25 protein-coding genes and 2 tRNA genes are annotated in these 25654 nt (G+C 59.7%); 14 read left to right on the top strand and 13 right to left on the bottom strand.

Translation table 11 applies throughout. From position 1 onward, the window contains the following. Positions 1 to 10: 10 nt before the first annotated feature. Positions 11 to 87, top strand: a tRNA-Arg gene (locus HPTL_RS07110). A 128-nt stretch (positions 88 to 215) separates the two neighbouring features. Here HPTL_RS07110 and HPTL_RS07105 read toward each other — a convergent pair. Then, on the bottom strand, positions 216 to 1013 hold the full coding sequence (locus HPTL_RS07105) for an outer membrane protein assembly factor BamD (protein WP_119335361.1): 798 nt from the start codon (positions 1011 to 1013) through the stop codon (positions 216 to 218). Between HPTL_RS07105 and HPTL_RS07100 the strand changes: the two genes are divergently transcribed. The 8 genes from HPTL_RS07100 to HPTL_RS07065 all read left to right on the top strand — a co-directional run bounded on the left by HPTL_RS07100 (position 1012) and on the right by HPTL_RS07065 (position 9333). After that, on the top strand, positions 1012 to 1962 hold the full coding sequence (locus tag HPTL_RS07100) for an RluA family pseudouridine synthase (RefSeq protein ID WP_119335360.1): 951 nt from the start codon (positions 1012 to 1014) through the stop codon (positions 1960 to 1962). The two genes, HPTL_RS07105 and HPTL_RS07100, sit on opposite strands and share 2 nt — an antisense overlap. 17 nt (positions 1963 to 1979) lie before the next feature. Then, positions 1980 to 2738, top strand: coding sequence for a peptidoglycan editing factor PgeF (gene pgeF / locus HPTL_RS07095; RefSeq protein WP_170141298.1), 759 nt, complete (start codon positions 1980 to 1982; stop codon positions 2736 to 2738). 18 nt (positions 2739 to 2756) lie between these two features. Continuing rightward, a complete protein-coding gene (locus HPTL_RS07090) occupies positions 2757 to 4550 on the top strand; it encodes a PHA/PHB synthase family protein (RefSeq protein WP_197713626.1) in 1794 nt (597 codons plus the stop codon). Positions 4551 to 4613: 63 nt separating this feature from the next. Next, entirely contained in the window at positions 4614 to 5354 is a 741-nt protein-coding gene (gene phbB, locus HPTL_RS07085; protein WP_119335358.1) for an acetoacetyl-CoA reductase, read from the top strand. 116 nt (positions 5355 to 5470) lie between these two features. Next, positions 5471 to 6217: a beta-ketoacyl-ACP reductase gene (gene phbB / locus HPTL_RS07080; protein WP_197713625.1), complete on the top strand. Its 747-nt coding sequence runs from the start codon at positions 5471 to 5473 to the stop codon at positions 6215 to 6217. Positions 6218 to 6316: 99 nt separating this feature from the next. Continuing rightward, positions 6317 to 6892 carry a polyhydroxyalkanoate synthesis repressor PhaR gene (phaR, locus tag HPTL_RS07075; protein ID WP_119335357.1) on the top strand — a complete coding sequence of 192 codons (576 nt, stop codon included), beginning with the start codon at positions 6317 to 6319 and terminating at the stop codon, positions 6890 to 6892. After that, positions 6879 to 8201 (top strand): 30S ribosomal protein S12 methylthiotransferase RimO, encoded by a 1323-nt coding sequence (gene rimO, locus HPTL_RS07070; protein WP_119335356.1) that lies wholly within the window; start codon positions 6879 to 6881, stop codon positions 8199 to 8201. Before phaR ends, rimO begins: the two co-directional genes overlap by 14 nt. A 157-nt stretch (positions 8202 to 8358) precedes the next feature. Next, entirely contained in the window at positions 8359 to 9333 is a 975-nt protein-coding gene (locus HPTL_RS07065; protein ID WP_408610117.1) for a cytochrome-c peroxidase, read from the top strand. Between the two features lie 122 nt (positions 9334 to 9455). On the opposite strand, the gene HPTL_RS07060 is transcribed toward HPTL_RS07065, so the two are convergent. Next, positions 9456 to 10865, bottom strand: a complete 1410-nt coding sequence (locus HPTL_RS07060) for a dihydrolipoyl dehydrogenase (protein WP_119335354.1) — start codon at positions 10863 to 10865, stop codon at positions 9456 to 9458. A 39-nt stretch (positions 10866 to 10904) separates the two neighbouring features. After that, positions 10905 to 11771 carry a fumarylacetoacetate hydrolase family protein gene (locus HPTL_RS07055; protein WP_119335353.1) on the bottom strand — a complete coding sequence of 289 codons (867 nt, stop codon included), beginning with the start codon at positions 11769 to 11771 and terminating at the stop codon, positions 10905 to 10907. Between the two features lie 75 nt (positions 11772 to 11846). Here HPTL_RS07055 and HPTL_RS07050 point away from each other — a divergent pair. From HPTL_RS07050 to HPTL_RS07040, 3 genes are all read left to right on the top strand, one after another. Further along, a tRNA-Ser gene (locus HPTL_RS07050) sits at positions 11847 to 11940 on the top strand. A gap of 26 nt (positions 11941 to 11966) precedes the next feature. Next, positions 11967 to 13223 carry an ArsB/NhaD family transporter gene (locus tag HPTL_RS07045; protein WP_119335352.1) on the top strand — a complete coding sequence of 419 codons (1257 nt, stop codon included), beginning with the start codon at positions 11967 to 11969 and terminating at the stop codon, positions 13221 to 13223. 41 nt (positions 13224 to 13264) lie between these two features. After that, entirely contained in the window at positions 13265 to 13495 is a 231-nt protein-coding gene (locus tag HPTL_RS07040; RefSeq protein ID WP_119335351.1) for a sulfurtransferase TusA family protein, read from the top strand. Between the two features lie 55 nt (positions 13496 to 13550). Here the strand turns inward: HPTL_RS07040 and HPTL_RS07035 are convergent, their stop codons facing one another. The 9 genes from HPTL_RS07035 to HPTL_RS06995 form a co-directional block, all read right to left on the bottom strand. Then, positions 13551 to 14492, bottom strand: coding sequence for a DMT family transporter (locus HPTL_RS07035; RefSeq protein WP_119335350.1), 942 nt, complete (start codon positions 14490 to 14492; stop codon positions 13551 to 13553). Between the two features lie 33 nt (positions 14493 to 14525). After that, a complete protein-coding gene (locus HPTL_RS07030) occupies positions 14526 to 15125 on the bottom strand; it encodes a MarC family protein (protein WP_119335349.1) in 600 nt (199 codons plus the stop codon). Positions 15126 to 15146: 21 nt separating this feature from the next. Then, positions 15147 to 15893, bottom strand: a complete 747-nt coding sequence (locus tag HPTL_RS07025; RefSeq protein WP_119335348.1) for an amino acid ABC transporter ATP-binding protein — start codon at positions 15891 to 15893, stop codon at positions 15147 to 15149. 3 nt (positions 15894 to 15896) lie between these two features. Next, on the bottom strand, positions 15897 to 16655 hold the full coding sequence (locus HPTL_RS07020; protein ID WP_119335347.1) for an amino acid ABC transporter permease: 759 nt from the start codon (positions 16653 to 16655) through the stop codon (positions 15897 to 15899). Between the two features lie 34 nt (positions 16656 to 16689). Next, positions 16690 to 17454, bottom strand: a complete 765-nt coding sequence (locus HPTL_RS07015) for an ABC transporter substrate-binding protein (RefSeq protein ID WP_119335346.1) — start codon at positions 17452 to 17454, stop codon at positions 16690 to 16692. 109 nt (positions 17455 to 17563) lie between these two features. Continuing rightward, a complete protein-coding gene (locus tag HPTL_RS07010; RefSeq protein WP_119335345.1) occupies positions 17564 to 20419 on the bottom strand; it encodes a valine--tRNA ligase in 2856 nt (951 codons plus the stop codon). A gap of 31 nt (positions 20420 to 20450) precedes the next feature. After that, complete coding sequence (locus tag HPTL_RS07005; protein ID WP_145981800.1) at positions 20451 to 20867, bottom strand: hypothetical protein; 417 nt, start codon at positions 20865 to 20867, stop codon at positions 20451 to 20453. Then, entirely contained in the window at positions 20864 to 21289 is a 426-nt protein-coding gene (locus HPTL_RS07000) for a DNA polymerase III subunit chi (RefSeq protein ID WP_119335343.1), read from the bottom strand. The genes HPTL_RS07005 and HPTL_RS07000 overlap by 4 nt, the downstream gene beginning before the upstream one ends. A 9-nt stretch (positions 21290 to 21298) precedes the next feature. Then, complete coding sequence (locus HPTL_RS06995; protein WP_119335342.1) at positions 21299 to 22849, bottom strand: leucyl aminopeptidase; 1551 nt, start codon at positions 22847 to 22849, stop codon at positions 21299 to 21301. Between the two features lie 24 nt (positions 22850 to 22873). Here HPTL_RS06995 and lptF point away from each other — a divergent pair, with 24 nt between their 5' ends. Both lptF and lptG read left to right on the top strand, forming a co-directional pair. Next, positions 22874 to 23938 carry an LPS export ABC transporter permease LptF gene (lptF, locus tag HPTL_RS06990; protein WP_119335341.1) on the top strand — a complete coding sequence of 355 codons (1065 nt, stop codon included), beginning with the start codon at positions 22874 to 22876 and terminating at the stop codon, positions 23936 to 23938. Beyond that, entirely contained in the window at positions 23935 to 25026 is a 1092-nt protein-coding gene (lptG, locus tag HPTL_RS06985; protein ID WP_119335340.1) for an LPS export ABC transporter permease LptG, read from the top strand. Before lptF ends, lptG begins: the two co-directional genes overlap by 4 nt. Positions 25027 to 25087: 61 nt before the next feature. Here the strand turns inward: lptG and rplS are convergent, their stop codons facing one another. Then, positions 25088 to 25477, bottom strand: coding sequence for a 50S ribosomal protein L19 (gene rplS / locus HPTL_RS06980; RefSeq protein WP_119335339.1), 390 nt, complete (start codon positions 25475 to 25477; stop codon positions 25088 to 25090). Positions 25478 to 25654: the final 177 nt, after the last annotated feature.

Below are 25654 nucleotides of genomic sequence, written 5' to 3'. Positions count from 1 at the left end.
GCAACGCGAAGCGCCCGTAGCTCAGTTGGATAGAGTACCTGGCTACGAACCAGGTGGTCGGAGGTTCGAATCCTTCCGGGCGCGCCAAAGAATACCTAAGGCCCCGGTTCAATCCGGGGCTTTTTGTTTTTTGCACGCAAATGAAGACGAAAAAGCGCCCATCGTGGGCGCTTCATCAGGCTCTCGGCGCGAAAGAGATCAAACCGCGTGACAGATCACCAGAACTGCCACCACGGTTTTTCGTCTTTACTTCGCCGCTCCCCATATTTGAGGTAGTCGGAATCGGGAAAGTTGAGTTGTAACACACGTTCCGCGTCGGTTTTGAGATCGGTGAGCCCCAAGCGGTCATACGCTTCGCGCATCAACCAGAGCGCGTCTTCGACGAGCGGGGTATCGGAGTAATCGGTCACGACTACCTTCGCGCGGTTGGCCGCGGCCAGATAAGCGCCGCGCTTGAGATAGTAACGGGCCACGTGGAGCTCATGCCGCGCCAGGCTGTTGCGCAAGTAGATCACCCGCGCCTCGGCGTCTTCCGCGTATTTGCTTTCCGGAAAGCGGCGCAACAGCTCCAGGAAGACTTCAAGCGACTCTTTTGCCGCTTTCGGGTCGCGCTCGCTCATGTCTTGGTTGCCGAGCGCGGCAAAGAGGCTGCGGTCTTCGTTGAAGAGGATCAGCCCTTTGAGGTAGAGCATATAATCGAGGTTCGGATGGTCCGGGTGGAGCCGCAAGAAGCGCTCGATCGCCGCCAGCGCGAGCTCCGGCTCCCCTTGTTTGTAGTAAGCATAGGCCGTTTCGATTTGCGCCTGCTGCGCATAACGGCCGAAGGGGTAGCGCGATTCCAGCTTTTCCAAGAGCTCGGCAGCACGCTGATAGTCGCCATCGTCCATCGCCGCCCGCGCTTCGCTATAGAGCTTTTGCGCGTTCCATGAGCGCGTTTCGTCGATCTTTTCGGGGAGCAACCCACAGCCGGCAAGTGTTGCGGCGGCCATCGTCACAAGAAACCAGCGTTTCATGAATACTATCTCATCTGTGGAAGAGCTTGACGATTATAGAACGGAATACCATTGGCGGGTCGCGTCCGATGCGTCGTTCGTGCGCCTGGACAAATGGCTCGCCGAGCACGCACCGGAATTTTCCCGCTCACAGTGGCAGCGGTGGATTCGAGACGGGTGCGTACTCGTCGACGGCGAACCGGTCTGTTCACCAAAACATACGTTGCTGCCGGGCGCTGAGGTGGTGGCTGCCGTCACGATCGAATCGGTATGCGACGATCGGCCAGAGCCACGGATTTTGCCAGTCGTCTTCGAAGACGATCATCTGCTGGTGCTCGACAAGCCGGCAGGTTGGGTGGTCCATCCGGGCGCGGGTCACCGCAGTGGCACCCTGATGAATTGGCTCTTGGCGTACGACGCCGCGCTGTCGAACCTCCCGCGCGCGGGCATCGTTCACCGGTTGGACAAAGAGACCAGCGGACTGATGGTGGTGGCAAAATCGCCTGTTGCCCATCAGCAATTGGTCGCGGCGCTGGCTGAGCGCACGATCGCGCGCCGCTATTGGGCGATCGCCGTCGGGCGGATCGAACGCAAGACCACCGTGTCGGCGCCGATTGGACGCCACCCCACGCAGCGGGTCAAGATGGCAGTGGTGCCGCATGGCAAACCTGCCGTCACCCACGTGACGCCGTTGGAAACGTTCGGCGACACGGCTACCCTCGTGCAGTGCGATCTCGAATCGGGGCGCACCCACCAGATTCGCGTCCATCTCGCCCATCTGGGCCACCCCCTGATTGGCGACCCCCTCTACGGCAATGCGAAAGTGCGCCAATGGCCATTGGCACGCCAAGCACTGCACGCTTGTCGCCTTACGTTCCGCCATCCGGTCAATGGCGAGGTGCTGACGTTTCATTCGCCGCTGCCGGACGACTTGGATGCACTGGTGCAGACGTTGCGCGCAATGCAATGAGGAGCTATGACGAAAAGATGAACGAACTACCGCTCATTACTGTTTCTGCACTGCGCTCCTACGGCGTGACAATCCGGCTAACGACGCGTACCGGTGGCGTCAGCGCAGGTGGCTATCACGCGCTCAATCTGGCTGACCACGTTGGCGACGACACGGCCGCAGTTGCGGAAAACCGCGCGCGGTTGCGCGCAACCTTGGGCAGCGACCCACTGTGGCTCAAGCAGGTGCATGGCACGACCATTTGGGATGCGGACGCAGCCGATCCATCCGGCCACGCTCCTCCGCAAGCCGACGGGGCAACCACGGCGCGCGCGGGGCGTTGGCTGGCGCTACTTACCGCGGACTGCTTGCCGGTGGTCCTGGTACGGAGCGATGGGGCGCGGCTTGCGGTGGCGCATGCAGGGTGGCGAGGGCTGGCTGCTGGTATCTTGGCGCGCGCTGTCGCAGCGCTCGGGGATGCCCCGTTCGCCGCGTGGATCGGTCCCGCGATCTGCGGCCGGTGTTACGAGGTCGATGCCCCGGTGGTCGAAGCGCTCAGGGCACTCGGTCCTTGGGTGGCACAAGCCGTGCGTAACGGAAGGCGCGCGAGCCACTACACGGTCGACCTTGGCGCGATTGCCGCCGAGCAGTTGAAGCGTTTGGGCGCCCAATCCGTTATTCCCAGCGGACTCTGTACCTGGGAAAATGGGCTGTGGTATTCTCATCGCCGAGACGGACCGCGCACCGGGCGGTTCGCGACGTTGGCCGCATTACAACCGCGACCAGAATACCCCTAGGAGAGGAGGAGTCACCCGATGCAACCATTTCCCTTCGCGTTTCCCGCCGCGATGATGTCCAATGCCGCCAGCGGTAGCCCATTTCCTGGCGTGCCGAACTTCCCCATGCCGGGCGGAGGCATGCCCTCTTTTCCGGGTATGCCCGCGCTGCCGCCGATGCCACCCGAGCTCACGGAACTTTTCGCGCGCTGGATGCAGCGGCCAGAGAAGTGGCGCGAATGGGGCAATCGGTGGCTGAGCGCGCAGAGCCAATTGTGGGATCGCTTCATCCATCACCGCACCGAACCCGTGGTGCCGGAGGTCGAGCGGGACCGGCGTTTCTCCGCACCGGCATGGAAAGCGAACCCGATTGCCGACTATTGGCGGCAGTCGTACCTCGTGTTCAGCCAACTGGTGATGGAGCTGGTCGAAGCGTCCGATTTCCCGGACGGAAAGACCAAATGCCGGGTGAAATTCGTGGTGCGTCAATGGCTCGACGCGCTTGCCCCCAGTAATTACCCGGCAACCAACCCGGAATTCATCGAAACGGCGATGGCTACGCAGGGGGAGAGCATTCGTCGCGGCATCGAAAACCTTTTGGCAGACCTGCGCAAAGGCCGCATCTCGATGACCGACGAAACCGCGTTCGAAGTGGGGAAGAACCTCGCGGTGACCCCGGGTGCGGTCGTTTATGAAAACCCGTTGATGCAGCTCATCCAATACGCACCGCTTACCGAAACCGTCGGCGAGCGGCCGCTTTTGTTCGTACCGCCGTGCATCAACAAATTCTATATCATGGATCTTGCGCCGGAAAGTTCGCTCGTGCGCTTTGCGGTCGAACAAGGGCATACGGTTTTCCTCATCTCGTGGAAAAACCCAGGGGTTTCCGAGGCCCATTTCGGCTGGGACGACTACCTGGCGTTGGGGCCGCTCACAGCGCTCGAAGTCGTGCGGGAAATCACCGGTTGTCCCGATCCCAACGTGTTGGGATTCTGCGTCGGCGGAACGATCCTGGCGTCGGCGCTCGCCGTTGCGGTTGCCCGTGGCGATCCGCCCGTGCATAGTCTGACCCTGATGACGACACTCTTGGATTTTGCCGAAAGCGGGGAACTGGGGTGCCTGGTCGATGAGGCGAGCGTTGCGGCGCGGGAGGCGACGATCGGCCAAGGTGGCTTGATGTTGGGGTCGGAACTGGCGCAAGTCTTTTCGATGTTACGCGCGAACGACCTCATTTGGAATTACGTCGTCGGTAACTATTTGAAGGGGGAAAAACCCAAGCCCTTCGATCTGCTCTATTGGAACAGCGACAGCACCAATCTGCCCGGGCCGTTCGTCACCTACTACTTGCGCCATATGTATCTGGAAAACGAACTCCGCCTGCCCAACAAACTGAAAATGCTCGGGTACCCCGTCAATCTCGGTGCCATCACCGCGCCCGCCTACGTAATGGCGGCGCGGGAAGACCACATCGTTCCGTGGCGCGGGGCATACCATTCGATGCAGCTTTTGGGGGGTGAAAAACGGTTCGTGTTGGGCGCAAGCGGTCATATCGCGGGTGCGATCAATCCCGCGAAGAAGAATCGGCGCAGTTATTGGGTCAATCCCGAATTGCCGCAGGAGCCGGACGAATGGTTTGCCGCGGCGCGCGAATGCCCCGGGAGTTGGTGGAACGATTGGGCCGATTGGCTGAAGGAGCACAAAGGGAAAACGGTGCCTGCGCGTGAGTCGCTCGGAAACGACACATACCCACCGATCGAACCCGCTCCGGGACGCTACGTCAAAGAACCGGCGCTGCCGCTCGTGCGAGGATCGCGTGAAGCCGCGGCCGTGTGAGTAGCGGTGGAATCGAAAAAGGGAGGGTCAAATGGTTTTCAACACCACAAGGAGGGAGCAATCATGAGTCGCATCGCATTGGTAACCGGAGGTATGGGGGGGTTGGGCGAAGCGATCGCCATCAAACTCGCTGCGATGGGGTATCGCGTCGTCGTCACCCATTCGCTCAACAACACCAAAGCCCCCGAATGGCTGACCAAAATGGCGGAGATGGGCTACCACTTCCGGGCCTATCCCGTCGATGTCGCCGACTTCGACTCGTGCGTCGAATGTGTCGCGAAGGTCAAAGCCGAAGTCGGGCCCGTCGATGTCTTGGTCAATAACGCGGGGATCACCCGGGACATGACGTTCCGGAAAATGACCAAAGCCGACTGGGATGCGGTGCTGCGCACCAACCTCGACAGCGTCTTCAATATGACCAAGCAGGTGATCGAAGATATGATCGCGAAGGGGTGGGGGCGCATCATCAACATCTCGTCGGTCAATGGCACGAAAGGGGCGTTTGGGCAAACCAACTATGCGGCGGCCAAGGCCGGGATGCACGGGTTTACCAAGTCGCTCGCGCTCGAAGTCGCGAAATATGGCGTGACGGTAAACACCATTTCGCCGGGCTATATCGGTACCAAGATGGTGATGGCGATTCCCAAAGAGGTGCTCGAAAGCAAAATCCTGCCGCAGATCCCGTTGGGGCGTCTGGGTAAACCGGAAGAGGTAGCGGGGCTCGTCGCCTACCTGGCGAGCGACGAAGCGGCGTTCGTCACGGGTGCCAACATCGCGATCAACGGAGGACAACATATGTATTGAGGGAGACCATCCCTCAACGCGAAATTGTTGCAGCGCAACAATTTCGCGATACAATAGTACCGCTTGGCATCCCACCAAGCGGTTTTTTTTATTCAACACACCGAACGAAGGGAGTCATGATGACAACACAACGTATCGCACTGGTAACCGGCGCCATGGGCGGGATCGGAACGGCCATTTGCCATGAGCTCGCCAAAGAGGGGTATCGCGTCGTTGCCAACTGCATTCCGGGCTTCCCGCAGAAGGAGGAGTGGCTGGCTGCACAAAAAGCACAAGGTTTCGATTTCGTAGCCGCCGAGGCTGACGTTGCCGACTACGACCAGTGCAAAGCGATGGTCGCGAAAATCGAAGCCGAAGTGGGGCCGATCGACATCCTGGTCAATAACGCGGGGATCACGCGGGACAAATTTTTCCACAAGATGGAAAAGGCGCAATGGGACGCCGTGCTGCGCGTGAACCTCGACAGCATGTTCAACGTCACCCGTGACATCGCGCCGAAGATGGCGGAACGGGGCTGGGGGCGGATCATCAACATCTCCTCGGTAAATGGCGTCAAAGGGCAAGCGGGGCAGACCAACTACGCCGCAGCGAAAGCCGGGATCCTTGGTTTCACCAAAGCACTGGCGCTCGAACTCGCTGCTAAAGGGGTGACGGTGAATGCGATCGCGCCGGGGTACGTCGCCACCGAGATGGTGATGGCGATCCGCGAAGACATCCGGCAAGCGATCATCGACACCGTGCCGATGAAGCGCCTGGCCAAACCGGAAGAGATCGCGGCGTGCGTCGCGTTCTTGGCCAGTGAGAAAGCTGCTTACATCACGGGGGCAACGCTCAACGTCAATGGCGGTCTGCACATGTACTGAGCCACTCGTTTGACGAAACGAGACTTTTTGGCGGCTGGGCTGCGAACGGCGGTATAATTGCCCGATTGCGGCCGAGCCGCGTGACCATGAGAGTGTTCCATGAACGCGGGAAGCGAACGCGTCATCAAGAAATATCCCAACCGGCGGCTCTACGATACCGCAACCAGCACCTATATCACGCTGGCGGAAATCAAAGAGATGATCCTTCATCACGAGCCGGTGCGTGTGATCGACGCCAAAACGCAAGAAGATCTGACGCGCAGCGTTTTGCTGCAGATTTTGATGGAAGAAGAGGTGGGGGGAGAGCCCATCTTTTCCACCGAAATGCTCGCCAGTATCATTCGTTTCTACGGCCAGGCGTCGCAGACGCTTTTTGGTCAATACCTGGAAAACAGCCTGAAAACGTTCCTGGAACTGCAAAGCCGCATGCAAGAGCGCTTTCGCGCAATCTACGGTGACAACGCGGTGATGGGGCCAGAGATCCTCGCCCAGTTTCTTTCACTGCAACCGAAAGCGATGCAGTCGATGCTTGATGCCTACCTCGAGCAAACCCAAAACTTATGGCATCAAATGAACCAACAGATGCAGCGCCAAGCGCTGAGCTGGTTCGAAGCTTTCTATCCCAAATCCAATCCCACCTCGAAAAACCCGCAATCGCAAGATGAATCGAAGTGACCCCACGCCGCGCGTCGGCATGGTGAGTTTGGGGTGCCCCAAAGCCACCGTCGACACCGAACGCATTTTGACGCGACTTCGTGCCGAAGGGTATGAAATCACGCCCGAATACGGCGAAGCCGATCTCGTCATCGTCAATACCTGTGGCTTCATCGAAGAAGCCGTGGCAGAGTCGCTCGACGCGATCGGCGAAGCGATCCAGGAAAACGGTAAGGTGATCGTCACAGGCTGTTTGGGGGCGCGCCGTGACGTGATCCTTGCAGCCCACCCCAAGGTGCTTGCGGTGACAGGGCCGCATGCCACCGACGAAGTGATGGCGCTCGTGCATCGCCATCTGCCCAAACCCCACGATCCGTTCGTCGATCTCGTACCGCCCCAAGGCGTACGGGTCACTCCGGCGCATTATGCGTACCTGAAAATTTCCGAAGGGTGCAACCACCGCTGTACCTTTTGCATCATTCCTCAACTTCGTGGCGACCTGGTGAGCCGGCCCATCCATGAAATCATGGAAGAGGCAGAAGCGCTCGTTGCCTCTGGCGTCAAAGAGATTCTGGTCGTCTCACAAGACACGAGCGCCTATGGGGTCGATCTCAACTACCGCACCGGTTTCTGGCAGGGGCGACCGGTCAAACAGCGACTCACCGAATTGGCCAAGCTCTTGGGCGAATTGGGGGTCTGGGTTCGCCTGCACTACGTCTATCCCTACCCGAGCGTCGACGAGCTGATTCCGCTGATGGCCGAAGGGAAAATCCTGCCGTACCTCGATATCCCCTTTCAACACGCAAGCCCCAAGATCCTCCAGTTGATGAAGCGCCCAGCCGCTACCGAAAAGGTCTTGGAGCGCATTCGCAAATGGCGGTCGATCTGCCCCGATCTCACCATTCGCTCCACCTTCATCACCGGTTTCCCAGGCGAAACCGAATACGATTTCGAATTGCTGTTGCAATTTTTAGAAGCGGCGCAGCTCGACCGAGTCGGAGTTTTCCCCTATTCGCCCGTCGAGGGAGCAGCGGCGAACGAACTCCCTGATCCTGTCCCGGAAGCGATCCGTGAAGAACGGCGGATCCGGCTGTTGGCATTTCAAGAGGACATCTCGACGCAGCGGCTCGAGCGGTGGATCGGGCGGGAAATCGACGTCCTCGTCGAGGAAATCGACGAAGAGGGCGCGGTTGCCCGCTCGGCGGCCGATGCGCCGGAAATCGACGGCTTGGTCTATGTCGCCAATGGCGCGGCGCTTACCCCCGGCGAGTTTGCCCGTGTGCGGGTGGTCGATTGCGACGTCCATGATCTCTATGCGGAGACGGTCTGATTGTATTTATCAATCGAGGTCATTGTTTTTGAAAATCACGTCACTTGACCTAAATCAATACTAAATTTGTGCTATTGCGCTACCCTGTTAGTAGTTTTTCTCAGGGAGCGTAATCATGAAAGTACGGAAGCTAATCGTTTCGCTATCGGTTGTCGGGATGAGCAGTGTCGCAATTGCAGACGCGCAACTGCGGGCTGAGGTGGCAAAGCTGATACAACCCATACAACCAGTCGTTATTTCTGCTGATCAAAAAGCTAAAGTTGAATTAGGCAAGCAACTCTTTTTCGACCCCAGATTGTCGATGTCTGGGATCATCTCCTGCAACACCTGCCACAACGTTATGTTGGGTGGGGTCGACAATCTCAAGACTTCCATCGGTCATAAGTGGCAACCGGGGCCTGTGAACGCACCAACGGTATTCAATTCCAAGCTCAATTTGGCGCAATTTTGGGATGGTCGAGCTGCCAATTTGAAGGAACAAGCTGCTGGGCCGATTCAAGCTCCCGTCGAAATGGCAATGCCTCACACCTTGGCCGTTGAGGTGATTCAGTCTATCCCGGGATATGTTTCGCAGATTCAGGCAATTTATGGCACGGACAAAGTCTCGTTGGACCACATTACCGATGCCATTGCAGCTTATGAAGAGACACTGGTTACACCCAATTCACCCTTCGATCGCTGGTTAAGAGGCGATGATAAGGCTATGACAGCCGAACAGATCGCTGGGTTGAAGATCTTCTACGAAAGCGGGTGTGTTGCCTGTCACAATGGGCCCAACTTAGGTGGGAATTCGTACCAGAAGATGGGGGTGGTTGAGCCGTACCGGAGTTCCTCTCCGGCTGAAGGGCGCGCTGCAGTCACCAAGAAGGATGAGGACCGCTGGTTTTTCAAAGTACCAACTTTGCGTAACGTTGAGCTCACCTACCCATACTTCCACGATGGCGAAGCCAGTACGCTCGAAGAGGCGGTTGTCCTCATGGGGCGTCTCCAACTTGGCAGAACGTTCAGTGACGATGAGGTGAAAAAAATTGTTGCCTTTCTCCATGCCTTGACTGGAGAACGTCCGCAAGATGTCCTTCCGCTCTTGCCCGCATCAGGACCCAATACACCCCGCCCCGATCCGTTCAAATGATGGGACCGATGTTCTGAGTTTGACCCTTTGAGGCAAATTTTGGGTCGACTGCCGCTTGGCGAAGCCCCCTATACCGTAGGGAGCCGATGCAAGCGGCAGTACCGCCTGAAGAGCCTGACTGGTTACTTTACCTTGCTTGCGGCGTCCAAAAGGGCGCTTTGCAAGAGCTCTTCTACCGTCGGGTGGTAGTAAGGGAGCGCCAGGAGATCCCGCACGGTTTCCCCGCGTGCGATCGCTTGCGCCAAAAAGTGGCCCAAGTGCTCCCCCTGTGCCGCGACGAGTTCGGCGCCGAGCAGTTTACCGCTTCCCTTCTCGGCATAGACACGAACGAGCGTTTCGGTTTCGTCGAGCACCCGCGAACGACCATTCTCTTCGCCCTTACCGGTACCGATCACGATCGCTTCTGGGTCGAGATCGGCAAAGCGTGCGCCAACGCGGACCACGTCCGGGTCGCTGAAAACGATTGCCAACGGGGGGAGCACTTTGCGCGGAAGCGGGGTTTCTCCCTTCGCCACCAGCGCCGCGTTTCTGCCTGCCGCACCCCCTTCCACGGCCGCTTCGTGCATGAGCGGCAGCAACCCATTGGCGTCGCCCGCGATGAAAATGGGCGCGCCCCCGGCTTGTAACGTTTCGGGATCGAAACGTTCCGGAAAGCCGCGTGGGTTCAGGGTGACGCCTGCTGCCGGCAGATCGACGCGATCCAGGTTGCTGCGCCGTCCCGTGGCGACCAGAAGCGCATCGACAACGGCTTGCGATCTGTCGGGGAACCGAATCAGGATGTCCGCAGCACGCTCTTCGAACGTTGCGGCCGTTTCCAGGCGAATCGGGAACTCACGCTGAAAACGGGCAAGCGCTTTGGCCCGAACTTCCGGGTCACTGATGCCGGCCAAGGTTGGCGCCTGCTCGACGCCCACTACATCTACGCCCAAGCGGGAGAGCGCAAGTCCCATTTCGATGCCGATCGCGCCAAGCCCTACGACACCGATCCGCCGCGGGGGTGTGTCGATCTCGAACAGGGAATCGGTGGTCAAGAGCCGGGTAGCGTTGATCGACATCAGGTTTGGGGGCAGGAAGGGGCGAGAGCCCACCGCCAGCACGAACGCTTTGGCTTCGACGATCACCTTTTCGCCGTCGTCGCGCGCCACCTTGACCGCGTGCGGAGCGATGAAGCGGGCACTGCCCATGATCAAATCGTCCCCGGCGAACTGTCTGGTCCGCTCTGCGGTGCGGTCCGCGAAAAAATCACGTTTGCGCCGCACCTCTGCCCATGCGGCGGTCAAATCGGGTTCGCTACCAGCCGCAGGTGCAGGAAACCCGCAGTGTGTGGCAGTGCGTGCGGCGTTCCACAGGTGCGCCACGTGCAGCGCAGCTTTCGAGGGCATGCAGCCCACCCGGGCACAGGTGGTGCCGAGCGGACCATGGTCGATGAGCACCGCGGAGCACCCGCGTTTGCGCACTTCGCGCAGCGCGTAGAGCCCTGCGGTTCCGGCACCGATGATCGCAACGTCGACAGAACGGGTGGCGGAGGTCATGGAATTCTCCAGTAGTAAATCATGAAAGACTTATTCATTCTAACATGGTGAGAAGGACGAACCGGGGGCCAGCACGCGTTGCCGTTGTTCGCCAAGCAGGTCGCAACCGGCATGAATCGTGTCGCCGATTTGCAAATAGCGCGGCGGGTTCTCTCCCATCGCAACGCCTGCAGGCGTTCCGGTGGCGATCACATCACCGGGGGTGAGGGTCATGTAGTGGGAGAGGTAGCTGATCAACTGAGCCACGGTGAAAATCATCTCACGCGTGTGTCCGGTTTGCCGACGTTCGCCATTGACGTCGAGCCAGAGGGTGAGCGCTTGCGGATCAGGGATCTCGTCTTTGGTGACCAACCACGGGCCGACGGTGCCGAACGTGTCACAGCTTTTACCCAACGCCCATTGTCCGCCACCGGCTTCCATTTGCAGTGCGCGTTCCGAAACGTCGTTGATCAGACAGTAACCCGCAACGGCGTCCAACGCGCGCGCAACGGGGATCTGTCGGGTCACGGACCCGATCACCACGCCCAATTCGACTTCGAAGTCGAGTTTCGAAAAGCCCGGTGGCGGGATAATGGGATCGTTCGGCCCCTGAATCGTGCTGGTCGCTTTGAGGAAAACCACCGGCCGTTCGGGAATGGGGAGGTTGGCTTCTCGCGCATGGTCGCGGTAGTTGAGTCCAATCGCAATGAATTTTTGCGTGCCGGTAAATGGCGCGCCCAAACGAACCGGGTCGCTGACCAACGGCAGGCGATAAGGGTCGAGGGCGCGCAGCGCATCGAGTGTTTCTGGGGTGAGGTGCGTGGCGGTGAGATCGGGAATGAGTGCTGAGAGATCGCGTAGCTGCCCATCGGGGTCGACCAGCGCCGGACGTTCTTGTCCTGGCAGTCCATAGCGAGCCAGTTTCACCGTTTTTCCTTTCTGCGTGGCACACACAAAGATTGACCCATTGTACCGCTTTCGGGTAGAATGGCGGCTCTTTCCGGAGACGTGGCCGAGAGGTCGAAGGCACTCCCCTGCTAAGGGAGCATACCGGCTAAAACCGGTATCGAGGGTTCGAATCCCTCCGTCTCCGCCACCCGTTCTGCGATCCTCTTTTCCTGAATGTCCTGGTCACCCACCCAAAATGAAGCGCTGATCGCGCTCTTTCTTCTCACCTATCTGGGCATCGCATTGGGTCGGCTGCCGCGATTGGCGATCGATCGCACTGGGGTGGCGCTCCTTGGTGCGTTGGCGATGGGTTTGGTCGCGAACGCCGATGCCGCAACCCTCACGTTGCTCATCGATTGGCCGACGATGGCACTTCTCTATGCGTTGATGCTCTTTTCAGCGCAGTTGCGACTGGGGGGTTTTTACACGTTTTTGGCGCTTCGGCTGGTGGACTCCGTGAGCGAATCGCCTCGACGATTCCTGGCGTGGCAAATGGCAGCGAGTGCGGCGCTTGCGGCGTTTCTTTCCAACGACGTGATCTGCTTGGCGGTTGCCCCTGTGTTGGTGGAAACCTGCCGCGCCGCACGCATTGCACCACTGCCGCACCTGTTGGGGCTAGCGATGGCAGCGAACATCGGTTCGGCGGCTACCCTGATCGGCAATCCCCAAAATATGTTGATCGGACAGGTTGGTGCGCTTGATTTTGGCTCCTATACGGCGTGGAGCGCGGTTCCCGTGGTGTTGTCGTTGGCTTCTGCGTACGCCATTCTGTGGTGGCAATTTCGTGGCGCGCTCGCAAAGCGGGCTGTCGGCATGATTGACCTTGCCGAATTGGCGTCTGGAAAGCCGCCCTTCGATGCCTGGCAGAGCGGCAAGGGGATCGCCCTCTTGGCGGGTTTGGTGGCCCTTTTCTTTACCGAAATTCCCCGCGAACATTCGGCGCTTGTTTGTGCTGGCCTTTTGCTGCTTTCGCGACGGATGGCCACCCGAGCACTGTTGGAGCGGGTTGATTGGCATTTGATTACCCTTTTTTTGGCATTGTTCGTCGTCGTCGGTCTCTTCCGTACCACGGGGGCGCCGGATGCGGTGATGGCGTGGTTTGCGCAGCGAGGGGGTGAGGTCACCCATCCGCTCTTTTTCGCGACGTTGACAGTGGTTCTGAGCAATATCGTGAGCAATGTCCCTGCGGTGATGCTGCTCATGCAGTTCTTGCCCTCCGACCAGGTGTCGCTCTGGTATTTGCTGGCGGTGGTCAGTACCTTTGCCGGAAATCTTTTGCTGGTTGGCAGCATCGCCAATTTGATCGTCGCTGAGCAGGCGGCGCGTTACGGCGTGGTCATTGGCTTTACGACCTACCTGCGTTCCGGAGTTTGGGTAACCTTCTCTTCCCTGTTCGTCGTGCTCGGGTGGTTTTCGCTCGTTGCGCCTTGACGGTAAAATAGCCATCCCCAATATCCTGGATGAGGAACCCAATGGAATTCGATCGTGAATTGGACGCGCGTGGGCTCAACTGCCCACTGCCCATTTTGAAGACGAAAAAGACGCTCGCGGAAATGCAATCGGGCGAAGTGCTGCGCGTGCTGACCACGGACCCGGGTTCGGTGCCCGATTTCACGGCGTTCGCCAAACAGTCCGGAAACGAACTGTTGGCGGTGACGGAACGCGACGACAAGTCGTTCGAATTTTTTCTCAAGCGGCGGTAAACAACAAGGGTTTTCGGTGGTCACGTGAGCCACGGAAATCCCGTTGCGCGCGACGTCAAGAGCGCTCTTCTTTTTGTGAAGCGCATAGCGTCGTGCCGTGCTGAGGTGCGGCAGCGATCGCGCGCTTAGGCCACGGGAGCTGGATGAGGACGATACTGACGAAAATCAGCAACCCGCCGAGCCATTGGAGCGGAGTCAGCCGTTCGCCGAAATAGAGAACGCCCCCCAGCGCCGCAAAAAGCACTTCCGAACTCAGAATGATCGCTGCTTCCGAAGGGCGTGTGTGGCGTTGTGCGATCACCTGCAGGGTAAAGCCGATACCAACCGAGAGTATCCCGCCGTAGGCGATCGTCAGCCAACCGGCCTGAAGCGCAGCCAGGTCGAACGGCTCGAACAGCAACCCTAGGGCAGTCGTCAGCACCGCACAGACCAGATATTGCCCGAACGCGATCACGATGGGCATTCCTAAGCGGGCGACGACGTGACCGACGAAATGGACGTGCAGTGCCCAGAAGAGGCTACTGAGGATGACCCACCCATCACCACGGTTGAACCCGTCGAACTGGCCGCCAGCCAAGAGGAAGGTGCCAAAAAAAGTGAGGAGTGTGAGCGGGAAAACGAGCCAATGGGGTCGGTTGCCGTCGAGTAACCACGCGAGGATCGGGACCAGAGGAATATAAAGCGCGGTCAAGAAGCCCGCATTGCTGACCGTAGTGGAAACGATCCCGATCTGTTGGAGGACGATCCCAGTACCGAGCAAGAGTCCCAACCCGGCAATGGGCCAGAGCTGCCGAGGCGTGGGCGTGGCATGGCGCCGGCGGTAGGTATGCCATTGTCTTAGCGCCAGCGGAACCAAGAGCGACAGACCCAAGAAAAAACGCAGACCCGTATAGAGAAACGGACCGAAATGGTCCATCCCTTCTTTTTGGGCCACGAAGGTGCTGCCCCAGATGGCTGCAGCGGTGAGCAGCAACAGGTCGGCAGTACGGGGGCTCATCGTCGGTTACCTAATGGTGGCTGATCGTGACGCTCACGACGCGGCGAAAAAGGCGGCGCGCAAACCGGATATCAGCATCTGCACGGCCATCGTCGTGAGAATCAGCCCCATCAGCCGTTCCATTGCAGCCATACCGGCGCGACCTAGGCGTTGCGCAATGCGCTCGCCCGCCAAAAGGGCAACGGTATTGATCGCTACTGCCGCCAGAATCGCCAGGATCAGGGTGAGCGGTTCGAACCCTTGGCGCGCAGTGAGCAATACGGTGGCAAGCGCCGCAGGGCCGGCGATCATCGGAACGGCAATCGGTACAATCAGCGGTTCTTCTTGTCGCATCGCCTCTTCGGGTGCAGAGGTGGGCGAAGGGAAAACCATACGCACTGCGATCAGAAACAGGATGATTCCGCTCGAGATTTCCAACGCAGCAGGGGTGAGGCGTAGGGTGGAAAGGAGCCAGTCGCCAAAAAAGACGAAGAGGACGAGCAGTGCTGCTGCGATCAGGTTTTCCCGCACGATGATGTGGACGCGTCGCTCAGGGGCGACGCCGCGCAGCAACGAGATCAACAGTGGAATGTTGCCAACCGGATCCAACAGGATCAGCAACAGGACGAGCAGCGAGAGCAGTTCGTTGGTCATAGCGCACCGAAGCGGAAAATTTTAGAACCCGTGTTTGACTTGTGCCAGAAACGCGCGTGCGCGTTCGTGTGCCGGATCGTTGAAGAAGCGGTCTGGCGTGGTGTCTTCCAGGATGCTGCCCTGGTCGAAAAAGAGGACGCGATCGGCGACTTCGCGGGCAAATCCCATCTCATGGGTGACCACGAGCATCGTGATGCCGGTGTGGGCCAGTTCGCGCATTACCGTCAGAACCTCATTGACCATTTCGGGGTCGAGGGCGGAGGTCGGTTCGTCGAAGAGGAGCACTTTGGGGTCCATCGCCAGTGCGCGGGCAATCGCCACGCGCTGTTGTTGCCCCCCTGAGAGTTGAATCGGGTATTTGTGCGCGTGGTCGGCCAAGCCCACCCGTTCAAGAAGCGCCATTGCTCTCGTTTCCGCTGCTTTGCGGGCGACTTTACGAATGCGCATCGGTGCCAGAGCGACGTTGCGCAGAACGGTGAGGTGGGTAAATAGGTTGAAATTCTGAAACACCATCCCGACTTCCCGTCGGATGGCAGCCAGGTGCTTCGGATCGTCGTTGAGTTCGATGCCGTCGATGAAAATTTGGCCCGCGTCGTGTTTTTCCAGCCGATTGAGCATGCGCAGGAAAGTCGATTTGCCCGAACCGGAGGGGCCCAAAATGGCGGTGACCTCGCCGGGATAGAAGCGGGCGGTCACCCCTTTGAGCGCGTGAAAAGCGCCGTACCGTTTATGGACGTCGATCCCTTCGATGATCGGGTGTTCGTTCATGATTCAGCGCTTCCGGCCGACGTCGAGCATCTGCTCGATCGCGTTGGTCATGGTGGTAAACGCCGTAGTGAGAATGAGATAGATCGCTCCGACGGTCAGAAACACAGGGATCGGTTGGTAACTTTCGGCTTGGATGCGGTAGCCGACCATCGTGAGTTCGACCACGCTGATCGCGTAGGCAAGCGACGAATCTTTGACGAGCGACGCCAGGTTGTTGGCCAAAGCCGGGAGCGCGATCCGCATGCTTTGGGGCAGGACGATGTCCCAGAAGGTTTGGAAGGGGGAGAACCCGAGCGCTTTTGCGGCTTCGATCTGCCCATGGGGAACGGCAAGGATGCCGGCCCGGACGCATTCCGAATTGTAGGCGCCGATGTTGAGCGAAAGGGCGATTGCGGCCAGGATGAAGTCAGAGAGCGACCATTCCGCGGGCAAGAGGGTGGGAAGGACCAACCAGACGAACAAGATTTGCAGAAGGAGCGGGGTGCCACGCAGGACCCACACGTAAAACGCGCAGAACCAACGGATCGGTTTGATCGGGGACAGGTTACCCAATCCAACGAGGACACCAAGGACCAGCCCGGCAAGACCGGAGACGACCGTGAGCCCGACGGTCACCCGCGTTCCTTCGGCAAAGAGCTCCGCCGCGGGGCCGATCGGTTCTGGGGCGTAGGAGAGGGGGATCGCCATCCCCCAGAGGAAAATCAACAAACCGATCAGCGCGGTAAAGATCGCTGCGCCAGGATGGTGGCGAATCCAGTCCATGATGGGGTCGAGCTCCGCGCAGGATCAACCGAGATCACTCGGGGCAGGAGACGTCTTCGCCGAAGTATTTTTGCGACAGGCGTTGGTAGACACCGTTGCGCATGATCGCGGCAAGCCCTTCGTTGAGTTTTTCCTTGAGTTCGGGGTTGTTCTTTTGCAGAATCATCGAGACGCGCTCATAGAAAACTTGTTCGCCAGCTGCCAGGTTGGGATCACCGTTTTTCTCGAGCGTGGCTTTGACCAGAAAACGGTCGGAGATCCAGGCGTCGACTTTGCCGGCTTTGAGCGCTGCGAACGCTTCCGGGTCCGATTTGTAGGTTTTCAGCGCTTTGAGTCCGGGAATTTTGCGTGCGTTTTCGAGGTAGCTGGTGCCAATTTGAACCGCCACCGTTTTTCCAGCCAGCGCTTTGACGGTCAACGGGCCGTCTTTGCGGGCCGCGATCATCCCGCCGGTGCAATAGTGCGGGTTGGTGAAATCGACCGCTTTGGCGCGTTGTTCGGTGTACCCGTGCGAAGCGATTGCGAAGTCGTACCGTCCCTGCTGGATTGCAGCGATCTGCGCGTCGAAGGGCACCGTACGCCATTCGATGGCAAGCCCGAGTTCTTTGGCGATCGCTTCAGCGAGTTCCACTTCAAACCCTGTGAGCGTTTGTCCTTCGAAGTAGTTGAAGGGGTAGAAAGCGCCCTCGGTGATCGCGTGCAGTTTCCCAGAAGCCTGGATGGTCTGCCAGTCCCGTGCCCATGCTGGGGCAGTCAGTACAGACAATGCGGCAAACACAGTGATCAGCAGGCGCTTCATCGCGGTACCTCCACGCAATCGAACGAACCGCACGATTGTAGTGGCATGGTCAAGGCGGGAAAAGCGGGATTTTCCCGCCTTGACAGGGGCGTGTATTTTTGCTAGGGGATTAGCGCCGTTCGAGTCTGGCCAGCTGTGCGTCGATCTGGGCCAACTCTTCGGTGAATTTCGCCAGACGTTCGCGTTCTTGGGCAACGACCGCTGCAGGAGCGCGCGTAACGAACGCTTCGTTTGCCAGTTTCCCTTGGGCGCGCGCGATTTCGTTGGTGAGCCGCTGCCGCTCTTTCGTCAGCCGAGCCTTTTCGGCTTCGAGATCGACGGTGACTTCGAGCATCCATTGCCCGCCTGCGGCAACGGCGACTGGGGCAAGGAGTTGCTCAGGCAGTTCGGGAACGACTCGAACCGCCGAGACCCTGGCCAGTGCTTCGATGTAAGGGGCAAACCGCTCGGCTTGCGCGGCGTCGAAGCCGGTGACGAGCAACGGAACACGTTCGCCGGGTTTGAGCCCCATCTGAGTGCGAATACTGCGCACTTCGTTGATGATCGCTTTGAGGTCGGCCATCGCGGCTTCCGCCGCTTCGTCGATACGTTCGGGTTGCGCGACAGGGTAGGGCGCGAGCATGATCGAGTCGGTGGTTTTGCGCGCGGCAACCGGGGCGACGGCTTGCCACAGGGTTTCGGTGATGAAGGGAATCACCGGATGGGCAAGGCGCAATGTCGCTTCCAATACCCGCAGAAGGGTTCGCCGTGTGGCGCGTTGTTGGGCCGCGGTGCCGTTCTTGAGCTGGACTTTCGCGAGCTCCAGGTACCAGTCGCAATACTCGTCCCAGATGAATTCGTAGAGGGTGCGTGCCAAAAGGTCGAAACGGTAGGCGTTGAGATGCTGGTCGGCTTCGTGTTCGGCGCGTTGCAGTCGCGAGACGATCCAACGGTCGACAAACGAAAAGTCGAGGTATTCGCCTTGGCAGGCATTCGGCTGGTGGTCTGCCAAGCCGCAATCGTGTCCTTCGGTGTTCATCAACACGAAGCGCGCGGCGTTCCACAATTTGTTGCAGAAGTTGCGGTACCCTTCGCACCGGTTCAAGTCGAACTTGATGTCACGCCCGGGTGAGGCGAGACTGGCGAAGGTAAAGCGCAACGCGTCCGCGCCGAACGCGGGGATCCCGTTCGGGAATTCTTTGCGGGTGCGTGCCGCGATGCTTTCGGCTTGCTTCGGGTTCATCAAACCGAAGGTGCGCTTTTCGATGAGTGCATCGAGCGAGATGCCATCGATGAGGTCGATCGGGTCGAGTACGTTCCCTTTCGACTTCGACATCTTCTGCCCTTCGGCGTCTCGGATGAGCCCGTGCACGTAAACGTCGCGGAACGGGATTTTCCCTGTGATGTGGGTGGTCATCATCACCATGCGCGCCACCCAGAAAAAGATGATGTCGAAGCCGGTCACCAACACCGACGAGGGGAGGTAGAGGTCGAGCGCCGGGTTCGATCGCGCTGGGTATTCCGGAGTCCAATCGAGGGTCGAAAAGGGCCAAAGCGCAGAGGAGTACCAGGTGTCGAGCACGTCAGGGTCGCGCACGAGCGGGCCGGTGTAGCCATCGGCAGCAGCCAATTGCGCCGCTTCCGTTTCGTCGTGGGCAACCCAGAAGCGCGGGTTCTCTTTGCCCTCGTCTTCGGCTGCGTACCAGGCGGGAATCTGGTGCCCCCACCAGAGTTGGCGCGAGATACACCAATCCTGGATGTTGGTGAGCCACTGACGGTAGGTGTTGGTCCAGTTTTCCGGGATGAAACGGATTTCGCCGTTGTCGACGACCTCGAGCGCCTTCTGCGCGAGCGATTTGCCGTCGGGCGCAGGCTTGGTGGTGGCGACGAACCACTGGTCGGTGAGCATCGGTTCGAGTACGACACCGGTGCGGTCGCCACGCGGGATCATCGCGCGGTGGGGTTTGACGTCGACGAGCAGCCCCTGTTCCTTGAGCGCTTCGACCACGCGTTCGCGCGCCACGAAGCGGTCGAGCCCACGGAATGGCTCGGGGACGTTGTCGTTGAGGTGGGCGTCGAGCCGCATGATGTTGATCATCGGCAGGTTGTGGCGTTGCCCCACGGCGAAGTCGTTGAAGTCGTGCGCCGGTGTGACTTTGACACAGCCCGTCCCGAAGGTGGGGTCGACCGCTTCGTCGGCGATGATCGGAATTCGGCGGTGCGCGAGCGGCAACAAGACCGTTTTGCCGATGAGGTGGCGGTAGCGTTCGTCGTCGGGGTGAACCATCACCGCGGTGTCACCAAAGAGGGTTTCGGGGCGGGTCGTTGCGACGATCACGCCCTCGACGCCATCGACGGGACCGTCGGCAAGCGGGTAGTGGATCGACCACAGGAAGCTGTCTTCTTCCTCCGCATTCACTTCCAAGTCCGAAACGGCGGTTTTGAGCTTGGGGTCCCAGTTGACGAGCCGCTTGCCGCGGTAGATCAACCCTTCGCGGTAGAGGCGAACGAAGGTCTGGATCACGACGCGTGATAGCCCCTCATCCATCGTGAAGCGCTCACGGCTCCAGTCGGGAGAGGAACCCAGCCGACGCATCTGCTGAGTGATGGTGCTGCCCGAGTACTCTTTCCACTGCCAGACGCGCTCCAGGAACTTTTCGCGGCCGAGCTCTTGGCGGGTCAGTCCCTCTTTTTCGAGCAGGCGTTCGACGACGATCTGGGTGGCGATACCGGCGTGGTCGGTGCCAGGTTGCCAGAGCACGTTGTCGCCGCTCATCCGCCGCCAGCGGATGAGGGTATCCATGATCGTCTGGTTGAACCCGTGCCCCATGTGGAGCGTTCCGGTGACGTTCGGCGGGGGCATCAGGATGCAGTAGGCGCGTTTTTTGTCGGGGTCGAAACCCGCTTTGAAGTAACCCGCGCTTTCCCAATGGCGGTAGAGCGGTTGTTCGATCGCAGCAGGATTGAAGCTTTTTTCGAGTTCCATCGTCGTCCGGGTTGCGTCGGTAAAAGGCAAATTATAGCCGGTTGCGCCCGCGCCGTTTTTGCTTGAGCTCCCATTCGAGCCGCGCAAGGACCCGTTCGGTGAGCGCCGTCAGCTCTTCGTGCACGAGCGCTGCGGTGCGTTCGGCAACCCAACGCGCAAACGCTTCGTCATCCTCTTCTGTGGTGAGGGCTGGAGCGTTCATGGCTGGGGCAGACGCTCCGGGTGACGTCGGTGTGGCTGTGGCTGTTTCTGGCGTGGGCGGCGCACCGGAAGGCGCTTGCACGGTTTGGGAAGGCGCGAACTCCGCTTTTTCGGTCAACACCGGCAACGCGTCGAGCGGTACCGGCGGGATTTCCGGCGAGGTAAGCGTAGCGGTGCTTGGGGTTGAACGCAAGGAAGACGCCCATGCGGGTCGGTCGTCATCGGCAAAAGGGGGGCGAACCATCATGGCGTTCCTCGGGCAACATCGACCGCGCAACCCAAAGCGCGGTAGTATCGGTAGCGTTCACGCGCGGGCGCTTTGTCCGCTTCACTGGTTCCGACGATTTCGAAAAGCCATTCGCAGTCCGGGAGCGACGCAAACGCGGCGCGCGCCAAGTTCACCCAAACGGGGCGTGGCGTGGGAACGGTCTCTTCGGTAAGCAGCAAAACGATCGGGGTTTCTGCGGCAATGGGGTCACTCACCCGGACGTTGGGCAGAAAAAACCCCGGACGGGATTCCCACAAAGTTTTGCTGAGCGCCGCCAGTTGTGGTTCGTCTTCGAGACGAACCGCAACCTGGCGGCCACTGCGATAGGCGCGCTCGATGAGGCGCACCGCGGTATCCAGCGGATGGCTTTGATCGGGAAAGAAGCGGACGCGGCACACCATCGTCGCGGGTCAGTCGGCCGGTTGGTCCGTTTCGGCGTGCGCCGTTTGGGCGCGTTCGGCCTCTTTCAGCAACCAGTGGGTAAGGAGCGGCACCGGGCGGCCCGTTGCTCCTTTCTGTTCGCCGCTAAGCCATGCGGTTCCGGCGATGTCGAGGTGGGCCCACGGGGTGCCCGGTTCGATGAAGCGGGAGAGGAATGCCGCTGCGGTGATCGAACCCGCGTCGCGCCCGCTCGAGATGTTGGGGATGTCGGCAAAACGGCTCTTCAGGAGCTCCTGGTAATCGTCCCAGAGCGGAAGCGGCCAGGCGCGATCGAACGCTTCGTCGCCAGCGGCTTTGAGTTCGGCAAGGAGCGTGTCGTCGTTGCCCATGAGGCCTGTTGCGACTTTACCCAGTGCGATGATGATCGCGCCGGTGAGCGTCGCGATATCGACCACTTTGCTCGGGCGGTAGCGCTGTTGCACATAGGTGAGTGCGTCGCAGAGGATCAGCCGTCCTTCGGCGTCGGTGTTGAGGATCTCGACCGTTTTCCCAGAAAGGGTGGTGACGACGTCACCCGGACGCGTTGCCGTTCCGCCTGGCATGTTTTCGGTGGCAGGGATCACGGCGACGACGTCAAGCGGCAGCGCCATGAGCGCGATCGCTTTCATCGTCCCCAATACCGTTGCTGCACCACACATGTCGTATTTCATCTCATCCATTTGCGCCGCGGGTTTGAGGCAGATCCCGCCGGTGTCGAAGGTGATCCCTTTGCCCACGAGCGCGATCGGTTTGCGTTCCGCTTTCTTCACGCCGCTACCCCGGTATTCGAGCACGATGAGCTTCGGCGGACGCTTGGCTCCGGCCGCAACCGCCAAAAAGGCGCCCATGCCCAGTTTTTCCGCCTCTTTTTTGTCGAGCACGTGGCATTTCAGATCGTGCGCTTTGGCCAGGTTTTCAGCGGTTTCCGCGAGGTATTCGGGGGTGCAGACGTTTGCGGGTAGGTCACCGAGTTGGCGGGTGAGGAGCGCCCCTTCGGCAATCGCGTCCCCTTCGGCAACCGCGCGGTAAAGAGCGTCCGTTGCCGCTTCCGGGATCAGGTGTTCGACGCGATCCGCCCCTTTGGGCGCTTTCGCTTTGGCACTGTTTTCGCCCAGCGTGGCATCGTAACGGTACTGTGCCTGACGAAACCAATAGGTGAGGAGGCGCAGCCGTTGCGCGAGCGGCACCTGCGGCAGGTCGACGCTTGCTAAAAGATGCGCAGCCGAGCCGATCGGGCCGTTGGCGAGCGCGGTCGCGACGGCTTGTGCTGCTTTGGCCCATTTTTGCGCGGTGAATTTGCCCCGTTCCCCGAGGGAAACTACCAGAAGGCGTGAAGCCGCAAGGCCAGGAAGATCGGTGTAGCGGAAGATTTGCCCAACGACGTCGCGGTCGACCTCTTGCGCCCACAAGCGACCGAATTTGCCTTTCGTCACTTTGTCGAGCCGTTCCCGATTGGGATCGGTTTCGTCGGTAAAGAGCGGTACGACGAGCGTCGTTGCCGCAATCTTTTCGAAGGGGAGATCCGATATGGTAAATTTCATAAGTTTACTGCTCCCTGTGTTTCTATGAAAGTTTTCGACCGTTCCATTCTAGCCGAGATCGGCCGCACGGCGCTACTCATCGCGGTGGCACTCATATTGATCCTGACCGCGGTGTCGATGGTGCGTCTGTTGGGTACGGTTGCCGCCGGCGACCTCCCGTCTGATCTCTATCTGCCGTATCTGCCGTGGGCCATCAGTGAGAAGCTGCCGCTCATCGTGACGCTCAGTGCGTTTGCCGCGACTCTGCTTGTGATGCAGCGTTGGGTGCGAGACAGCGAATGGGCCGTTTGGCGCGCGTTGGGGGTGTCGCGTTGGCGGTTGGCGGTGCCGGTGTTGGGGTTGGGAATGGTCTTGGCGCTGGGGCTCGCGCTCTTGACGACGTGGTTGGTGCCCTTTGCCGAGCAGCAGAAGGATCGTTTGAAAGCTGCGGCACAAGCACGAGACGAGACGCAGACTGTTGCCCCCGGGATTTTTCGCGAGTCGAAGGACGGGCACCGGGTCCTATTCGTCGCTCCGCGCGGCGAGGATGCCGTGGGCCTCTTTTTCATGCGCCAGTGGCAAGCGGGGCGACAAATGATCGTCGTTGCCGATGGTGCGCGCGTCGAAAATCGCGACGATGGCAAATGGGTGGTTTTGGCGTCGGGAGCGCGGTATGAGGAGGGGGCGTCTCCTTTGGCCTTTCGGGTGATCGAATTTCGCGAACAGGCGCTTTGGGTGACACCGCCCAAACCGGTTTCCGAGGTGCAGCGTGTCCGTGCCGTCGCGACCGCGTCCCTGTGGCAGATGGCGCACGAGGGGCACCGGGCGGCGGCAGGTGAGTTGGTGCAGCGTTTCGGCTTACCGTTTGCCGCGGTAATGCTGATGGTGTTCGCGTTACCCCTTGCCGAGGCAGAACCGCGTACGGTGCGGGGTGTGACGCTCTTCGTTGCACTCCTCGTGTTCTTCGCCTATGTCAATCTGTTGTCGCTCGCTCAGGCGTACGTCGTTCGGGGTCGAACGTCCTTTGCCGTGGGGTTCTGGGCACCACACCTGCTCTTTTTTGCGCTGCTGGTGCTTGTTTATCTCTGGCGCATGAGGCGGACGCGATGATGTGCAACCACCTGGTATCGCGTTGGCTGGTCGGGAACATTCTGCGCGGAACCCTTTTGGTCGGCGCGGTTTTTGGCGGCTTGTTGCTCTTTTTCGATTTTCTGGACGCACTGGATCGCTTGGGACAACCCGGATGGACGGTTTTTCGGGTATTGGGGTACGCGCTGTTGTTGCAACCCGGCCGCTGGGTCGAAATGGCACCGGTTGCGTTGTTGGTAGGAACGTTGGTCGCATTGGCGCAACTGGCGCGTCATTCGGAGTTGGCGGTGTTGCGCACCGTGGGGTTGTCCCCCTATCGATTGTGGCGGCTGGTTGCGATTGCCGCGCTGGCGGTCGCCGCGGCGACGATGGCGCTGGCCGAATGGGTTGTACCGGTGACCGAACGGCTGGCGCGGCAATGGGATGAGGGGATCGGCGTCGATGCGGCGCAGCGTTCGCCGCGACGCGGTTTGTGGGTCCGCGATGGGGACCGTTTCGTGCACATCGGTGCCGTGCGCGACGCGCAAACGATTGGCGATGTCTGGTGGTATCGGCTCGAACCGGGCGATAAACCGCGGTTGCAGGCGATCGATCATGCGCCTGAAGGGATTTACGATGCAGCGCAAGAGGGATGGTACTTTCCCGAGGTCGAGCGGCGTACCTTTCAGGATGACGCAGTCCGTCAGGAAACGCTCCGGGACCACTTCTGGCGTAGTGAGCTCACGCCGGAAACACTGGCAGTGCTCTGGGTCGAACCGCAGCGGATGAGGCTCGACGTCCTTTACCGCTACATTCAATTTTTGCAAAAGAACGGGGGAGAGAGCAAACCGTTCGAGGCAGCGTTTTGGCGTAAAGTTTTGTTGCCGCTCTTGTTGGTGGTGATGGCCACCCTTGCCGTTCCTTTCGTGATGGGGCACAGCAGAACGGTGCAGTTGGGGTGGCGGGTCTTTGCCGGGACGATGTTGGGCGTGGCGTTTTTCCTGCTCACGCAACTGAGCGACCGAATCGTTGCCGTTTGGGGGGTTTCGCCGTTCGTTTCCGCGCTGCTGCCGCTCCTCTTCTTTGCGTTCTTGGCAATCGCCTTGTGGTGGCGGATCGAACAACGTTGAAGGAATCGTAAAAAAGCCCGCGAACCATTCGCGGGCTTTTTGCGGGATCGAGAAAAGCGGGTTAGATGGCGCGCGAGGCTTTCTGCGCTTTGGCGCCAACCAACTCTTTGATACGCGCCGACTTCCCGGAGCGGTTGCGCAGGTAGTAGAGCTTGGCGCGGCGCACGTCACCGCGGCGCACTACTGTGATCGACTCGATGAGCGGGGAATAGAGTTGGAAGGTGCGCTCGACCCCGACGCCGGAAGAGATTTTGCGGACGATGAACGACGAGTTGAGCCCGCGATTGCGTTTGGCGATCACGACGCCTTCGAAGTTCTGAATCCGTGTACGGTTCCCTTCGACGACGCGCGTTGCGACACTCACCGTATCCCCCGCGCGAAAGTTGGGGATGGTCTTACCCTGAGTGAGGCGTTCGATCTCTTCGCGTTCGAGTTGTTCCAACAGGTTCATGATTGGCTCCTTTCGACTTCGTGCCCAGAGCAACCCGAGGGTTGGTGGTGCAGTGAAAAGCTGGAATTGTACCAAAGTGAAACAAAAAGAAAAGCGGGTGCATTCCTTGCTTCGACCTCTTGAAAAGCAGAAGCGTGCACCTAAATAAAAGTCCAGGATTGGGAAAGCAACGAAAGG

It is taken from the genome of Hydrogenophilus thermoluteolus (assembly GCF_003574215.1).
Lineage (GTDB): Bacteria > Pseudomonadota > Gammaproteobacteria > Burkholderiales > Rhodocyclaceae > Hydrogenophilus > Hydrogenophilus thermoluteolus.
Note: the sequence above shows the minus strand (reverse complement) of the source record. Positions and strands in the feature narration are given on the sequence as shown.

What these genes read in the sequence shown, in the direction of transcription:
- HPTL_RS07035 (WP_119335350.1), bottom strand. Translation starts at nt 14,492, where the DNA reads ATGAGCCCCCGTACTGCCGACCTGTTGCTGCTCACCGCTGCAGCCATC.
- HPTL_RS07090 (WP_197713626.1), top strand. Translation starts at nt 2,757, where the DNA reads ATGCAACCATTTCCCTTCGCGTTTCCCGCCGCGATGATGTCCAATGCC.
- HPTL_RS07105 (WP_119335361.1), bottom strand. Translation starts at nt 1,013, where the DNA reads ATGAAACGCTGGTTTCTTGTGACGATGGCCGCCGCAACACTTGCCGGC.
- HPTL_RS07020 (WP_119335347.1), bottom strand. Translation starts at nt 16,655, where the DNA reads ATGGACTGGATTCGCCACCATCCTGGCGCAGCGATCTTTACCGCGCTG.
- HPTL_RS07005 (WP_145981800.1), bottom strand. Translation starts at nt 20,867, where the DNA reads ATGATGGTTCGCCCCCCTTTTGCCGATGACGACCGACCCGCATGGGCG.
- HPTL_RS07100 (WP_119335360.1), top strand. Translation starts at nt 1,012, where the DNA reads ATGAATACTATCTCATCTGTGGAAGAGCTTGACGATTATAGAACGGAA.
- HPTL_RS07065 (WP_408610117.1), top strand. Translation starts at nt 8,359, where the DNA reads ATGAGCAGTGTCGCAATTGCAGACGCGCAACTGCGGGCTGAGGTGGCA.
- HPTL_RS07000 (WP_119335343.1), bottom strand. Translation starts at nt 21,289, where the DNA reads ATGGTGTGCCGCGTCCGCTTCTTTCCCGATCAAAGCCATCCGCTGGAT.
- rplS (WP_119335339.1), bottom strand. Translation starts at nt 25,477, where the DNA reads ATGAACCTGTTGGAACAACTCGAACGCGAAGAGATCGAACGCCTCACT.
- lptG (WP_119335340.1), top strand. Translation starts at nt 23,935, where the DNA reads ATGATGTGCAACCACCTGGTATCGCGTTGGCTGGTCGGGAACATTCTG.
- HPTL_RS06995 (WP_119335342.1), bottom strand. Translation starts at nt 22,849, where the DNA reads ATGAAATTTACCATATCGGATCTCCCCTTCGAAAAGATTGCGGCAACG.
- HPTL_RS07040 (WP_119335351.1), top strand. Translation starts at nt 13,265, where the DNA reads ATGGAATTCGATCGTGAATTGGACGCGCGTGGGCTCAACTGCCCACTG.
- phbB (WP_197713625.1), top strand. Translation starts at nt 5,471, where the DNA reads ATGATGACAACACAACGTATCGCACTGGTAACCGGCGCCATGGGCGGG.
- phaR (WP_119335357.1), top strand. Translation starts at nt 6,317, where the DNA reads ATGAACGCGGGAAGCGAACGCGTCATCAAGAAATATCCCAACCGGCGG.
- phbB (WP_119335358.1), top strand. Translation starts at nt 4,614, where the DNA reads ATGAGTCGCATCGCATTGGTAACCGGAGGTATGGGGGGGTTGGGCGAA.
- HPTL_RS07010 (WP_119335345.1), bottom strand. Translation starts at nt 20,419, where the DNA reads ATGGAACTCGAAAAAAGCTTCAATCCTGCTGCGATCGAACAACCGCTC.
- rimO (WP_119335356.1), top strand. Translation starts at nt 6,879, where the DNA reads ATGAATCGAAGTGACCCCACGCCGCGCGTCGGCATGGTGAGTTTGGGG.
- pgeF (WP_170141298.1), top strand. Translation starts at nt 1,980, where the DNA reads ATGAACGAACTACCGCTCATTACTGTTTCTGCACTGCGCTCCTACGGC.
- HPTL_RS07030 (WP_119335349.1), bottom strand. Translation starts at nt 15,125, where the DNA reads ATGACCAACGAACTGCTCTCGCTGCTCGTCCTGTTGCTGATCCTGTTG.
- HPTL_RS07025 (WP_119335348.1), bottom strand. Translation starts at nt 15,893, where the DNA reads ATGAACGAACACCCGATCATCGAAGGGATCGACGTCCATAAACGGTAC.
- lptF (WP_119335341.1), top strand. Translation starts at nt 22,874, where the DNA reads ATGAAAGTTTTCGACCGTTCCATTCTAGCCGAGATCGGCCGCACGGCG.
- HPTL_RS07045 (WP_119335352.1), top strand. Translation starts at nt 11,967, where the DNA reads ATGTCCTGGTCACCCACCCAAAATGAAGCGCTGATCGCGCTCTTTCTT.
- HPTL_RS07015 (WP_119335346.1), bottom strand. Translation starts at nt 17,454, where the DNA reads ATGAAGCGCCTGCTGATCACTGTGTTTGCCGCATTGTCTGTACTGACT.
- HPTL_RS07060 (WP_119335354.1), bottom strand. Translation starts at nt 10,865, where the DNA reads ATGACCTCCGCCACCCGTTCTGTCGACGTTGCGATCATCGGTGCCGGA.